General features: G+C 33.2%; 12 protein-coding genes and 1 pseudogene. 10 read left to right on the top strand and 3 right to left on the bottom strand.

Annotation, left to right across the window (positions count from 1 at the left end; all coding sequences use genetic code 11):
• Positions 1 to 126: 126 nt before the first annotated feature.
• Together A6J74_RS27545 and A6J74_RS27550 are read left to right on the top strand one after the other, a co-directional pair.
• On the top strand, positions 127 to 1,740 hold the full coding sequence (locus A6J74_RS27545; protein WP_000804116.1) for an FAD-dependent oxidoreductase: 1,614 nt from the start codon (positions 127 to 129) through the stop codon (positions 1,738 to 1,740).
• 574 nt (positions 1,741 to 2,314) lie between these two features.
• Positions 2,315 to 3,259, top strand: a complete 945-nt coding sequence (locus A6J74_RS27550; protein WP_001226355.1) for a glycerophosphodiester phosphodiesterase — start codon at positions 2,315 to 2,317, stop codon at positions 3,257 to 3,259.
• Positions 3,260 to 3,365: 106 nt separating this feature from the next.
• On the opposite strand, the pseudogene A6J74_RS27555 reads toward A6J74_RS27550, so the two are convergent.
• Positions 3,366 to 3,876, bottom strand: a pseudogene (locus tag A6J74_RS27555) (DUF3916 domain-containing protein).
• Complete coding sequence (locus A6J74_RS27560; protein WP_000351717.1) at positions 3,869 to 4,720, bottom strand: LysR family transcriptional regulator; 852 nt, start codon at positions 4,718 to 4,720, stop codon at positions 3,869 to 3,871. The pseudogene A6J74_RS27555 and the gene A6J74_RS27560 overlap by 8 nt, the downstream one beginning before the upstream one ends.
• 86 nt (positions 4,721 to 4,806) lie before the next feature.
• Here A6J74_RS27560 and A6J74_RS27565 point away from each other — a divergent pair, with 86 nt between their 5' ends.
• Positions 4,807 to 6,039 carry an MFS transporter gene (locus tag A6J74_RS27565; protein ID WP_002039244.1) on the top strand — a complete coding sequence of 411 codons (1,233 nt, stop codon included), beginning with the start codon at positions 4,807 to 4,809 and terminating at the stop codon, positions 6,037 to 6,039.
• Between the two features lie 112 nt (positions 6,040 to 6,151).
• Here the strand turns inward: A6J74_RS27565 and A6J74_RS27570 are convergent, their stop codons facing one another.
• Complete coding sequence (locus A6J74_RS27570) at positions 6,152 to 6,382, bottom strand: hypothetical protein (RefSeq protein ID WP_000798811.1); 231 nt, start codon at positions 6,380 to 6,382, stop codon at positions 6,152 to 6,154.
• A 257-nt stretch (positions 6,383 to 6,639) separates the two neighbouring features.
• Between A6J74_RS27570 and A6J74_RS27575 the strand changes: the two genes are divergently transcribed.
• From A6J74_RS27575 to A6J74_RS27610, 7 genes are all read left to right on the top strand, one after another.
• Positions 6,640 to 7,767: a serine hydrolase domain-containing protein gene (locus A6J74_RS27575; protein ID WP_000915198.1), complete on the top strand. Its 1,128-nt coding sequence runs from the start codon at positions 6,640 to 6,642 to the stop codon at positions 7,765 to 7,767.
• Positions 7,768 to 8,067: 300 nt separating this feature from the next.
• Positions 8,068 to 9,225 carry an agmatine deiminase family protein gene (locus A6J74_RS27580; RefSeq protein ID WP_000758193.1) on the top strand — a complete coding sequence of 386 codons (1,158 nt, stop codon included), beginning with the start codon at positions 8,068 to 8,070 and terminating at the stop codon, positions 9,223 to 9,225.
• A gap of 322 nt (positions 9,226 to 9,547) precedes the next feature.
• Positions 9,548 to 9,964, top strand: a complete 417-nt coding sequence (gene psiE, locus A6J74_RS27585) for a phosphate-starvation-inducible protein PsiE (RefSeq protein ID WP_000916784.1) — start codon at positions 9,548 to 9,550, stop codon at positions 9,962 to 9,964.
• Positions 9,965 to 10,146: 182 nt separating this feature from the next.
• Positions 10,147 to 11,079, top strand: a complete 933-nt coding sequence (locus tag A6J74_RS27590; RefSeq protein ID WP_000233832.1) for a bestrophin family protein — start codon at positions 10,147 to 10,149, stop codon at positions 11,077 to 11,079.
• Positions 11,080 to 11,333: 254 nt separating this feature from the next.
• Entirely contained in the window at positions 11,334 to 12,311 is a 978-nt protein-coding gene (locus A6J74_RS27600) for an agmatine deiminase family protein (protein WP_000435610.1), read from the top strand.
• A gap of 102 nt (positions 12,312 to 12,413) precedes the next feature.
• On the top strand, positions 12,414 to 13,235 hold the full coding sequence (locus tag A6J74_RS27605; protein WP_000288097.1) for a MerR family transcriptional regulator: 822 nt from the start codon (positions 12,414 to 12,416) through the stop codon (positions 13,233 to 13,235).
• Between the two features lie 183 nt (positions 13,236 to 13,418).
• The gene (locus tag A6J74_RS27610; RefSeq protein ID WP_000823352.1) at positions 13,419 to 15,161 is read left to right on the top strand and encodes an amidohydrolase; all 1,743 of its coding nucleotides are present in this window, start codon (positions 13,419 to 13,421) and stop codon (positions 15,159 to 15,161) included.
• The last annotated feature ends 13 nt before the right edge of the window (positions 15,162 to 15,174 follow it).

Genomic DNA, 15,174 nt, shown 5'->3' on the forward strand with positions numbered 1-15,174 from the left:
AAAGGGATTTTGGGGCGTAATCTATCTATATGATAATTCAAAATGAAATATAAGTCTATATTTTAATGGTTTTTTTAATTATATTTATGATACTGAGCTCAGAACAATGATGTGGAGGATAAATATATGAAACCAAATTATGTACCAGTTTTAATTGTTGGAGGGGGATTATCAGGATTAGCGTCTGCGTTATTTCTTGCAAAACATAATATTAGGTACTTACTTATTGAAAGACATCCGTCTACTGCAATTCATCCGAAAGCAGGCGGGCTTACTTTACGTACAATGGAGTTATTTCGAGAATTAGGTTTAGAAAATAGAATTAAATTGGCGGGGAAAGCACTAGAAAATTGCCGAGGAAGAATAGCGGTCCGTACAATAGCTGAGGCGAATAAGGAAGAATTGGAAAAAATGAGAGCCACTCAGTATGGAAACGATGAAAAGTTACTTCAAAAAATAGAAGAGATTAGCGCATCAAAACAAACTGCTTGTTATCAAATTATTTTAGAAGAAATGATGTTACAAGAAGCGAAGACATTAGGCGGAGAACTATCTTTTTATCATGAATTAATTTTATTTGAACAAAATGAGAACGGGGTAAAAGCAACGATTCGAGATCGTGAAACAGAAAAAGAGAGTGTCATACATTGTGATTATGTAATTGCAGCAGATGGGGCGAAAAGTAAAATACGTGAGCAGTTAGGGATTAAAACTGAGGGTCGTGGAACCATTGGTGGCTATTATATGAATATTTATTTTGAAGCTGATTTAAGTGAGTTTATACAAGGAGACGCATTCGGTTTTTCTATGGTACTTCATCCGGAGGTTCTTGGTGCACTCATCCCGGTTGATAACGTAAAAAAATGGATTTATCATGTAGCCTACGATCCATTAAAAGGAGAGGGGCCAGAGGATTTCAATATAGAACGTTGTAAACAAATTATTCAAATAGCAATTGGAAGTACAAATGTTGAATCAGAAATATTAAGTGTTCTACCGTGGGAAGCGAGTGAAAGTACAGCAATAAAATTTCAAGATAATCGCATTTTTTTAGTTGGTGATTCTGCACATATTATGCCGCCAACAGGAGGATTTGGTTCAAATACGGGAATACAAGATGCGCATAATTTAGCCTGGAAGTTAGCTGCTGTTATAAAAGGGAAAGCAAAACCGAAATTGTTAGAAACATACCATGATGAGAGATACCCTGTTGCAAAATTAACGACGGATTATGCGAGTAGTTTATTATTTCGTGCTGCGAATAGAGAGGAAGGCAGTTTGAATAATATGGATGGTTTAGCTGTAACTGTTGGGTATCAGTATTGTTCAGAGGCGATTATAGATGACTCCAACACTCCGCATAGAATGGATGTAGTAGAGTTGAACGGAAGACCTGGCACGCGAGCACCACATTTTTTTGGGGTGTATGAAGGGAAAGAAGCTTCTATACTAGACTTATTCGGTAACAATTTTGTATTACTTACAGGAATAGAAAATTGTTCTTGGGATGAAGCTGCACATGATGCTTCATCTAAATTAGGAATAAATATAAAAGTGTATCGAGTTGGTCTAAGTGGAGACTTTATTGCTCAAGAAGATGTTTTTAGCAAATTATATGGGATAGAGAATGGAGGTGCTGTATTGATTAGACCTGATGGCTTTATAGGGTGGCGTTCAGGGAAAGAGGTTATATCTCCAATAAACACAGTACTTGAAGAGGTTATGAACAATTTATTATGAAATTTTCAAATAAATAAGGAAGTGTGGTTGTATATAAATTATCCACTTTTCAACTAAGAATTGTAAAAAATGAAAGTTGTTATAAAAGATAATAATATTATGTAAATAAAATAGTTGATAAAAACAAAAAGACATTATAGCTAATCATTGTCCATAAAAGTCTGATCAGTGTGGACTAATACTCAATGGAGGATGCATAAAACTTGGTTGATTGAAGTTTTACTTTATTAAAAAATCATATTCACAAAATTTAATAGGTTTGGTATGATTAATTTCGACAAGTTAATAGAGGCCGGAGATATTTGAGAAAAGCCATAAATTTATTTAGGGATACAGGAGTGTCCTCTAAATAAATTATGGCTTTTTTTATTGAATGAACCGTACACAATAGGGAGTTACATGTGAAAAGGAGGCTATAGGAATGAAATAGTTTTCTTTATTAATAACATAGAGAAAATATATTTGTAAGATTGGAATTTTAATATAGGCTTATAAAAATAATGAAAGTATGTCTTCTATTTCGTGTAAATCTCATTAGCTTGTTGAAATTTGCAACGTAGGAAGGGTTAGAAGGATGAGAAAAATTATTAGCGTTTTAGTTATTTTCTTTATGACGGGAAGTATCTTTGCTGGGGGAGCTGTTCATGCGAAATCAGAAGGGAAGCATGAATGGAATACGAATAAGTTTTTAAATATTGCACATCGCGGAGCAAGTGGACATGCACCTGAGCATACTTTTACTTCTTATGATCTTGTGAAAAAAATGAAAGCGGATTATTTGGAGTTAGATATTCAATTAACAAAGGATGGCCAATTAATTGCAATGCATGATACAGCAGTTGATCGAACTACAAATGGTACAGGTGAAGTACGAGATAAAACGTTAAGTGAAATAAAGAGTTTAGATGCAGGGTCATGGTTCAATAAAGCTTATCCAGAAAAGGCTAAGCAAGAGTATATTGGTCAAAAAGTTCCGACTCTTGAAGAAATCTTTCAGAAGTACGGAAGAAGTATGAAGTATTATATTGAAACAAAATCGCCAGATGTGTATCCAGGAATGGAAGAGAAATTATTAGCGTTATTAAAAAAATATAATTTAATAGGTCAGAACATGTCTTCTAGTCGTGTTATGATTCAATCATTTAGTAAAGATAGCTTAAAAAAGATTCATAGTATGAATGAAAATATTCCGTTAGTCCAACTACTTTGGTATTATCCAAATGATAACAACGAGATTGTTGAATGGTCTGGCATTACACATGAGCCGAAAAGTGTAACGCATGATGATTTTCAAGAAATTAAAAAGTATGCAGTCGGTATTGGGCCAAACTTACGTAATGATAATGGAGAGTTAATTATTGATGAGTCATATATGAAAAAGGCTAGGGAAAATCACCTGCTTATTCATCCGTATACAATTAATGAGAAACCAGATATGAGATTGTTAATTAAATGGGGTGCTACAGGAATGTTTACAAATTATCCGGATCGGTTACATAGTGTTTTAAAAGGAAAATAAATAGGGAAAAAGGTATACCAATATTTTAGGTATACCTTTTTCTATGATGTAAAATGAGTGGTTACTGTTTCAGGGTAGATTCAAATAATAGAGTTCAGTGCATTCTTCACGCTAATTCTCCAATAAACCAAATCTCTTTTTTAGAGCATTCATCTTCGTCATGAATGATTTCTTGAAAGTGCAATGTTTTGACGGTATGCCAAATTTTAATTCCCCATTTTTCCAAAAAAACAGATTCATTTGAAAGCGGAATCCATTTTTGTAATTCACTATTTCTATGGAAAAAAGTATGAAAGTAGTCATCGTTTTTAAATATGATAATTTGAGAGCGCCATAAATCTGCAATGGAAATCATAACTACAACTCGATATGTATTTGTGTCGTTCGGTTTCATTTTCAATAATTGGTTTGCTTGATTTAATAAAGTTTGAATACACAATCTCTTTACTTTCCTAGGTGTTTTTTTGAGAGTTAATAAAAGCTTGTGAAACAGGTAAAGGCATATACCAATATTCATCATGATAGAAAGTAGAAGGGAATGTATTCGTATATTCCTCAATTCGTTTTATCATAGTGTTTGTTTTTCGTTTCATACCACGTATTTTCTTTTCACGCATTGTGGGTCATCTCCATAAATTTTTGTAATGCAGCTGAGTGAAAAATATCTTTTCTAGTAATAAAAGTAGTAGGGATTTTTTTGAAGCTATTTGGTAAAGGGTTGAATGATACGTCATGTTTATGACCATTTAAAATAGATTTCATCATAATTGCTATGCCCATACCTGATTTTACACATGCGAGTATCGCTTCAATCGTTCCAAACTCTAAAACTCGTTTAGGTGAAATTCCTTCTTCTTGAAGCCAGTCTTCTAATAACCTTCTATAATAGCACCCGTGACTAAAGGTAAGTAAATTCATGTCTCCTATGTCTTGGAAAGAGGATAAAGGATTTTTGCTAATGAGAACTAATTCTTCTTCACGAAATACATTTGCACGAAGTTCAGCGTGCTGAGTAGTTCCAGCGATAAATGCTCCGTCTAGTTTTCGGTCTAATACGAGATGGGTTAGCTGTTCCGTCGTATTTGTTTCTAAAACTAATTCGACTTGTGGGTAATTCTCATAGTAGTTCGCTAATATGGAAGGAATCCGAACAGCTGTTGTGGATTCTGTACATCCGATTTTTAAAGTGCCTTTTGGTTCGGTTCCATTACTTTGGACCGCTTTAACAGATTGCTCCATTAAGTGGATGATTTGTTTTGCGTATGTTAATAAAATCTCGCCGTTAGAAGTTAAAGTAACACCTTTTCCATTTCGATAAAATAAAGGCACACCTAATTCGTTTTCTAGTTGTTTCATACGCATCGTTACGCCAGATTGCACATAGTTTAAATTTTTTGCTGCATGAGATATATTTCTTTCTTTTGCAACTTCGTAAAAAACAGTTAAATCTTTTATGTCCACGTATCATCCCTCCGAAAAAGGTATCAATTTTTTTGATGGATTATATGATTAATATTTATTTTATATGATATCAAAAATTTCATACAATGGAAGGGGATGGAGGGATCTTAATGCTAATGAAAGAGAATGTGAACAGTACTTATAAGTGGATGATGTTAATTTTTGCGACGATTGCTCAAACGACAGCGACACTTATAACGTATGGTGTCGGAGCTTTCGCTTTATTTTGGAAGGAAGAATACGCACTTACGAATATGGAGAGTGGGTTATTAGTAAGTGTTGTAAATATTGGACCGCTATTTTGCATGCTTTTTGTTGGGAAGCTACTTGATCAATATAATGAAAAGTGGTTAATTACTATCAGTTCATTTTTACTCGGTGGTTCGCTCTTACTGACTAATATAGTAAATGGATTTAAAGGGTTACTCTTTGTCCTTTTGTTAGTAGGAATGTTTTATAGTGTTTCCCAGCCGGGAGGAAGTAAAGTGATACTAAAATGGTTCTCAAAAGAAAATCGTGGGTTAGCAATGGGGATCAGGCAAGCCGGTATACCGATTGGTGGTGTACTAGCGGGAGTATTAATTCCGTTACTTGTAATAAAATATAATTTGTCTTATGCGATACATGTAATAGGAAGCATTTGTATAATAGGTGGTCTTTTATTTTCTATATTTTATCGAGATTCATGTGTTCGGAAGGAAGGGAAAGAAGAACGTATAAAAACCTCTTTTTGGGTGCAGTTAAAATCAGTGATGCATAAAAAAGCGTTGTATCCAATTTATATAACTGGTATTTGCATGATTTCATTACAAATGTTGTTAGTTGGACATTTTATAAATTTTTTAGTAATGGAACAATCAATTACACCTATTTTAGCCGGAAAAGTATTTTCAGTTATGTTCTTTTCTGGAATGATTGGCCGTATTACATTGGCAGCTGTTAGTGATTTGTGTTATAAGGGAAACCGGCGCATCCCTTTATTTATATCGGTCTGTACTTCTATCTGTTTTATTCTTATGTTAGTAATGAATATACATACAATAAGGAGTGAGTTCTTGTATGTTGTAAGTGCATTGTTAGGGTTCTTTTCGATTGGCTGGTTCAGTCTTTTTATAATTGAAGTTGCAGAAACGGCAAGTGAAGAATCTGTAGGGATGACAGTGAGTTTTGCTCTTACATTAAATCAAATTGCTATTATTGTTGCACCTGTCTTATTTGGGTATATTGTAGATCAGAAAGGGTATACGTATGCGTGGTTGTGTATAGTTGTATTACTAAGTATTTCAGTACTCAGCTTATATAGGGAGAATAAAAAATAAAGGAAAGTTAGCAATGTGAATTTTTGGTGAAGAAAATATAAAGAAATGCCATATGAGCGACATTTCTTATTGAATATGCTGTATAATCAAAAAAAGAAAATGAGATTCGTTTTCAATTACGTTCATTTCCTCTTTTGAAATTACCTGTAATTTTAGCCATAATCAGTTGTTGTTCTTTATCGTTATTTGCATGATTTATTTTGTTTAAAAATTTTTCAGCGTCATTTCCTTTTAAAATCATAATTTGTTTTCCGTAATATTCAATGAAAACTATATTGTTCTTTGTTATCCGATAATGAAACATTCTATCATCTAAACGATTGCGTCTATCGGTATTTTTCATATTACATCTCCATTCTGTATGATGTGTAATAAATGTTACATAAGAAATTGAAATTATAGTCAGGCGCATCCGATTGTATGCTGGATATTTTTTAAGAAAGAAATACAATAGAGAGTAGTTGAAAGTTGAATGTGATAAAAAGGAATCTAATTTAAATAAAGAGAATAGCAAGTAATATTATAAAATATCTGAAAATTAAAAGATATAGAATAGAATGGATGCACGTTAAGTGAAACTAGAAAAAGAGGGTTCCTATTATGTTAAAGAAATGGTTAATCGTTTTCTTTATTTTTGCTGTTTTTTGTGGGAGTGTCGTTGCACTAATACATGCAAAGAAAGATAAAAAATATGATATAAAGGCATTTTCGAATATAATTGATAAGCAAAAGGACGAGCAGCAAGAAGTTAGTATAAACGAGAAAAAACGCTATGAAAGTGCAGCGGGAAAACTAGATCAATATTTAAAAGATAAAGGGTTTAATGGGAGTGTTCTAGTAGCTAGCAAAGGTCATGTGATTTTACGAAAAGGTTACGGCTATGCGAATGTGAAAGATAAAATGTTAACAACGCCAAGAACGAAGTATCGTATCGGTTCCATTACGAAAACAGTCGTTGCGATATCTATTATGCAACTAAGAGAAAAAGGGAAATTAAATATTGAAGACAATGTCAATAAGTATATTCCATCGTTTCCGGCAGATAAAAACATTACGTTACGAAATTTGTTAACACATACGTCCGGGTTACCAGAACAGGGGCAAGGGAGTGTTGATGCAGCGTCACGTTTAAAGTTAGTAACGTGGATTGGTGCGCAAACGTTACAATTTCCTGCAGGGACAGGATGGAAATATACAGATTATAATTATATGGTGTTAGCGTATATTGTCGAAAAGATTACGAATAAACCGCTTGCTGAATATGTGAAAGAAAATATTTTTAATCCTGTTGGAATGCATGAATCTGGAATGGGGGCAACTCTACCGGAAGATATTTTCTTAGCAGAAGGTTATACGAAAAAAGATAATGAATTAATAGATGCGCCTCGCTTAAAAATGAACTGGCTATATGGTTGTGGTGAAATGTATACGACTGTTGAAGATATGAAAAAATTAGATGAGGCTATTATGGATGGGAAATTGCTTTCTAAGCAAGGCTTATCTGATATGTTTACTGTATCACCTGCAAGAAAATATGGATTTAGTTTCTATATTTACCCAGACTATTATCATAATCATGGGGTATTAGCTGGTTGGAACACATTTAATAATTTTAACTGGGATAAACGAACGTTTGTTATATTATTCTCTAACGTACAGAATGGTATGAATGATACGTTTAATCAAGAGTTTAGAAAAATGGCGAATGATTTAATAGAAGAAAAATAAATGTTTAAAAATCGGTATTGATATGAAATGATCAATACCGATTTTTTTATTTAATAATGTTTTATTTAGTGAACAAGCAAGTATGAGAAGGGAGTAAGATTAGAATAAATTTATGAAGGAAGTTAAAAAATAGTAATGTTAAATAGAGGGGGTTACTTTGTGAATGCCCTCTATTTTTATTGGAATTTTACGATTATCACGTGGGAGAATAATTGGTAATTTTTACATCGATGAAAAATCTTGAGCTTCACACTATGTGAAGCTTTACATTATTGAAGACAAGAACAGGAGGGGCAGAAAATGAAAAAAGTAGTGAAGTTTTGTTTGATAGCTACATTAGCTACAACGATTATAAGTGGATGTTCTTATGAAGGTGGAAATGAAAATGCAAAAGGGAAAGAGAATGAGAAGGTAGAGGTACAGAAAAAGATTGGAAAATACACGATGCCGGATGAAACAGATAAACATGAAGGTACATGGCTACAATGGCCACATGAATACACATATGGTCAAGAGTATCAAAAAGAAGTTGAACCTATTTGGGTTAAGATGGCAAGTGCTTTAACTACGGGTGAAAAAGTCCACATTGTTGCATATGACCAGGAAGAAAAAGAGAGAATCAATAAGCTTTTAACAGATGAAGGGCTAAATATGGAGAAGATTGATTTCATTATAGCACCTACGGATGATGTATGGGCAAGAGATAGTGGACCAATTTTTGTTTATGACAATGATAAAAATCTAAAAATATTAGATCCAGCATTTAATGGTTGGGGGAATAAAACACCTTACAAAAATGATGCTCGTATTCGTGAGAACGTTAGTAAGCAATTAGGGATTGAAAGAATTGATTGGGGGAAATTTGTCCTTGAAGGTGGCGCAATTGAATTAGATAGCAATGGGACTGCTTTATTAACTCGAAGTTCTGTAACGAATAAAAATAGAAATCCTGATTTATCGGAAAAGGAAATTGAAAAATATATAAGTGACCTTGGGGTGTCAAACATTATTTGGTTAGATGGAGTACCTAATTTAGATATTACGGACTTTCATATTGATGGATTTGCTAAATTCCATAATAAATCTACTATTGTAACGATGAAAGAAGACGATCTAGCCGAATGGGGTTTGTCTAACAAAGATATGGATACATTGTTAGATGCAAAAAATGCTTCAGGAAATAAGTATAAGTATGAATACTTACCACTTAGTAAAGACAAGGTTGCTTTAGAAAATGGGAAAACTCTTGATTATAAGGGATCATATATCAATTATTATATTGGGAATAAAGTGGTATTGGTGCCTAATTATAATGATCCAAATGATAAAATCGCAAACGACGCGATTCAGAAGTTATACCCGGATCGTAAAGTAGTAGGTATTGATGTGAGAGAGCTTTATAAAAATGGCGGTATGATTCATTGTGTGACACAACAACAACCAATTCAATTGAAATAGTCGTTTGGAGTTTCGTTATACTGCTGTATAGACAAAATAGATGAAATACTATTTTTACCTATTTTGTCATGCTTTATTATTCGTAAAAATAAAACGTTTTAATATAATGATAATCGGAGTATAGTGTATTGTCGCTTTTCGTTTTATCCCGCTATTTGCGGGTAGTAAGACTCTCACCTTAAAACTCGACTCGAAAAAAGAAGTTAGGTGGGAGTCGGGCTGTCCATAAACGCCCGATTAGTGTGGGCTAATAATCAGTAGGGGGTGAACAACCCCCCTACTGATTAAAGTTTTACTTTATATGGAAAAGGAGAAAATGTTTGTGTTAAAGAACTTAAAAATAGTATTTTCGTTTTTCCCTATCGTTCTACAGTACATTTTAAATGTAGCTTTGATTTGTTTAGGGGTTGTTCTAAGTGTGTTTCTTGTGAAAGAAGTCATTCAATTTATACAAGAACTGAAATTAAATGGTGAGGAATCTAGTTATCATTTGATCGATAGTATCGTCGTATTCTTTTTATATTTTGAATTCATCGTAATGATTATAAAGTATTTTCAAATGAATTTTCATTTTCCATTACGATATTTTATATATATAGGTATAACAGCTATCGTTCGTCTCATTATTATAAATCATGATAGTCCAATAGATATATTGTTATACGCCTGCGCGATTCTTGTATTAATTAGTGCTTTATTCATTGCGAACTCTAAAATAATGCGTCGTGATTTAGAATAGTGAACATTTGTTGTTTAAATTTTAAAAGTGGTATATCTTTTGGCTCAAAAAGGAGTAAGAGTATTGAAAGAAATAATTTTCACCAGTTTCGTAATGATAGGGTTTATGATTCTACTATTTAATTGTATACTTTCGTAATTTTTAAGGATAAAAAGTTAAAAAGGGAAGAGGCTTTTGTAAATATGGTACATTACAATAATCAAAATAGTTTACATCGAATATTTACATTAAAGAGAACAGTTATAAGAGATATTTTCCCACAAATTTTATTATATATGTGCATTTCAACAGTAATCACTGTGATTAATTACTATTATGCAGAAATAAAAATTAATCAAACTCCTTGGGTAATTGTTGGAGGAGCTTTAGGTCTACTGTTAGTTTTTCGTACGAACACTGCCTATGATCGGTACTGGGAAGGTAGAAAGTTATTTGGCACGATTGGTGCTTCTACTAGAAACTTAGCAGTTAGTTTTTTATGTCATTGGGAGTCTGAAGAGAAAAAGACGGATCAGGAAAAGCTAAAATTTTTACATTTATTAATTGCTTTTCCTAAGATAGCGAAAGGGCATTTGAGAGACGATAAAGATCTAACTGAAATAAAAGCATTGCTTAATATTTGTTCCGAGAAGGAAAAGGAAATATTGGCGGAGTCTATTCATTTACCAATTAGTATAGCTTTTATGTTAAAAACTATACTATCAAAAGGTTTAAAAACGGGTCGAATTCATCCAAATGTAATAATTAATATGGAAGCTGATTTGAATAATTTGCTTACGGCTGTGGGTGGATGTGATCGTATTAAAACAACGCCTATCCCATTTGCATATTTTGCTCATATTAAAATTTTACTGCTCATATTTTGCGGGACTTTACCGATCGGGCTTGTTGATAGTCTTGGATGGTTTACAATACTTGCAACTACGTTTATAAGTTTTGCATTTATAGGGATTGAAGCAATAGGGGTTGAAATTGAAGATCCATTTGGCCAGGACCCAAACGATCTTCCATTAGAAGGGATTTGTATAGGAGTAGAAACACATGTATTAGATTTATGTAATCAAAACGGTTTGCTCGAAGTAATGGATATGAATCTTGATAGAAAAATCAGCTAATCATTCATTGGGTATGATGATTATATTTTTAATGTTGTATGAAAAGCGTTATTTTCAAATCTTGTCAAGAGTTACTTTACGGCTTAACGACAGCTATATATTTTTTATATAAATATATAATATTTCTCCGTGCTATAATCCATTCATGAAATGTGCACGTTTCAAAAATTGTAATGAAAAGAGAAATGGATTGGGGAATAGTTGGCTGATTGAAATCAGTTATGTAATCATTATTAAAAAGCGAGGTAAATAAAATGGAACAAAAACATAGTGGCATTATTTTTACTGCAATACCAGACGAATCGAATGAATATTATCAACCATTGTATGAAGACATTATTTACTTTAATGAATACTTAAATGAAAAAAAATCATTTACCGATCAACTTATATCTTTATCTGTTGAAGAGCAAGACTTTCATACAAACTTCTTTGAGTATGATGATATTTGGCTAAGAGATGTTGCGCCAGTTATAACGAATCATCTTGTTAAATTTAAATATTACCCAAACTATTTACCAGAGGATCAAGGGCGATATTTAGATCAACAATTTAATAAATGGTTGAAGAAAAATGAATTTGAGTATGTGAAATCACCATTAATATTGGATGGTGGCAATCTTATTTGGAATAAAAAAGATACTGTTATATTAACAGAACGCATATTTGATGACAACGATGATTGGACGGAAGAGGAAATAATTGAGCAATTAGAGTGGGATTTAGATGTAAGCCGGGTTATTATTATTCCTGCTGAAGAAGGAGATGTACTTGCGCACGCGGACGGAATGGTTAAATTTATTGATGAACACACAATGTTTATTAGTGATTTTCTAGGTGATAATGAATTTAGATATCATGTGCAAGAGATTATTCAAGAGCAAATGCCAGAAGCTGAATTTATCGTTGTTCCTTCGTCATATACAGAGAAAGGGCAATATGATCAAGAAATTGCATCGGCAAAAGGTTTATATATAAATATGTTAGAAACATGTGACGCCCTTTATGTTCCTAAGTTTGGATTAGCAAAAGACGGGGAAGTTTTACGATATATTCAACAGCATACGGAAAAACAAGTCATTCAAATTCATGTAGGAGAAATATCGACTATGGGAGGTGCAATGAATTGTTTAACGTGGTATTGTCCGAGTCATTTATTGCCTTCAAAAATGAAAAGATTGAGCAGTCAGGGTGAAAGTTCTTCAATTAGAAAAATTTTTGATTGGTTTTAATAAGGTGAAACTTTAATTAGAGGAGGTCATCCCCTCTAATTATTAGCCCATACCAATCGGGATGAATAAGTTTATAAGAAAATGTATTCAAGGGGTATTTATATGTATACAATTACTGAATTTTCACGAATTTGTAAAATGAGTACACGGATGCTAAGGCATTATGACAAAGAAGAGATATTAAAACCAGCATATGTGAATCCGGTAAATGGATATAGATATTATGAACAAGGGCAGCTGGAAGTAGCGTTAAAAATTAAAAAGCTGAGGGAGTACAAGTTTCCTTTACCAAAAATTAAAATCATTCTCCAGTCAGCAGATCAAGATTCGTTTGTTGAACATATGCAATCTCAAATTATGGAGTTATCTCATGAAGTGAAACAAAATTTACAGGTTATTTCAGAAATGAATGAAATAGTAAATATGAATAAAGGTCTAAATATTGCTCGCCATAGAAGTTACGATATATTAATTGGAATGAGAAATGAAATAACAGTAATTGCTCAAAAGTTACAAATAGATATAGACGATATGGATGATTATTTTTATGACTTATATGAACAAGTACAAAAAAATAGCTTTCAAATAGTCGGTTCTCCATCTACAGTTTTTTATGATGAAGAGTATATTCCAAATCGCAGCTATATAGAATTAAGAATTCCGATTATGGATGAAGATAATAAAGGTGTATTACAAGAGTGCGACATAAAAAGGTTAAAGCAGCATCAAATTGTTACCACTTTGCATTATGGCAGCTATGACTATATAGGTTATGCTTATATGGCGTTAGAAGAGTGGGTTGAAAGGAATGGCTATATACTAGAGAGTCATCCATATGAAGTCTATATAAAGGGACCAGAATGTGATTGTTTAACAGAAGAGTATGTGACACAAATTTGTTTTTTAGTTACGAAAATAGAATGAGAATAAGGATTGACATTAACATTATGTCAATCCTTATTCTATATACGAAAGCAATTTATCCCGCTATTTTTTGGGAGTCAGGCTGTCCGTAAAAGCCTGATGGATGTGGGCAAATAATTAGTGAGGGATGGAGTCCACCACTGATTAAAGTTTCATTTTATCATAATAAAAAGGAGAAAGAATATGAAAAGAAAAATCATGATTATTTGTTTGATTCTAAGTATGGTATGGATTTCAGCGTGTACGCCTGAAGTAGGAGAAGGTGAGAATGGTAGCTCTGCTCTACCTAGTCAGTTGCCCAAAAATGTAGTGTTTAAAAATGGTACAATTTACACTTCTAATGAAAAGCAAGAAATGGCAGAAGCTATAGAGATTAAAGATGGGAAAATTACTTTTGTCGGTTCAAATAAGGATGTAGAAAAATTGATTAATAAAGATACGAAAGTGATAAATCTACAAGGACGTCAACTTCTTCCTGGTTTTGTGGATAATCATAATCATATTTTTGAAGCGAAATCACCAGCAGCAGGGAATTGTAGTGTCTCACCAGAAGCTGCGTTGCAAGAACAACGCTCGTATTTAAATGCTTGTAAAAAAGATGTGAAAGATGGGGAATGGATAAGTGGAACAGGATTTAGTTTGGAAGAGCTGTTAAAAAATATGGATGAAAAGTCAGAACAACAAACGCCATTACAAGTTCTTGATGAGCTATTTCCTAATAACCCAGTAATAATTATGGAAAGAACCTCTCATTCTGTATGGGTTAACTCGAAAGCATTGGAGTTGGCTGGGATAAATAAAGATACGAAAGATCCACAAGGTGGAAGAATTATTCGGGATCCAGAAACAGGAGAACCGTTTGGTATTCTTTATGATACAGCTGGAGATATCGTAATGGAAAAAGCATGGAATGCCCAACCGAATTTGTTCGAAAAAAATTATGAAGGTTTGCTGGACGGCTTAGATGAAGTTGCGAAGAATGGTATTACTACAGTGGGGGATGGACGTCTCTATTGGAAACGAGGCTGGTTAGATGTTTGGAATAAAGTAAATGATGAGAAAAAGTTAACGTCACGGGTAGTACTTCGTCCGTGGGTGTATCTGAACTTAAATGAAGCAGAACAAATCGAGTATTTCCAAAAGATTAAGCGAGATGGTTTGTCGTCACGCATGCTTATTAATCAAGTGAAGATGTATAGTGATGGAATTAGTATTAACAGTACAGCGAAAACGCTTGAAAAATATAAATTTGAGTGGTTTAAAGGAACCCCGTATGGTTTGAACTATATTCCAGAAGAAAAAATGAAATGGTGGTTAACTGAACTTAATAAACTTGGTTACGGTGCACTTATTCACACAATTGGAGATAGTGGAGTAAGAGAGAGTTTAAATGCAATTGAAGCAGCGAAAAAAGAAGGGGCAAAACAGCCGTATACGCTTACGCACGTGGAAATGGTAGAAGATAGTGATATGAATCGTTTTGCTCATTTAGGAGTTAGCGCTGATTTTCAAGTCGGTCATGATTTTGCGGAAGATCCTAAACAAAGCTGGGCAAGTACGTATTTTACAGACCAGCAAATGAAACGAATTATGCCGTTAGGACAAATTTGGAAAACAGGTGCAAATGTATCACTTAGTAGTGATTGGGATGTAAATGAATTGAATCCACTTGTGACGATTTCGAACGCATTAAGTATTGATGAGAAAGGCTTGTCTAATGTACAGGCTGCTATTGATGCTTATACAATTAAGCCAGCTAAGGCACTAGGACTTGATAAGATTACTGGCTCAATTGAAGTAGGAAAATCGGCTGATATCGTAATACTAAATGAGGATATTACTAAAATGAGTGTCGATAAGATTCCGAGTGTGAAAGTATTAATGACAGTTTTACAAGGAGAAGTAGTGTATCACAAGGGAGAATAAAGAGTAACGTTAT

The organism is Bacillus sp. FDAARGOS_235 (genome assembly GCF_002073415.2).
GTDB classification, from domain to species: Bacteria; Bacillota; Bacilli; order Bacillales; family Bacillaceae_G; genus Bacillus_A; species Bacillus_A toyonensis.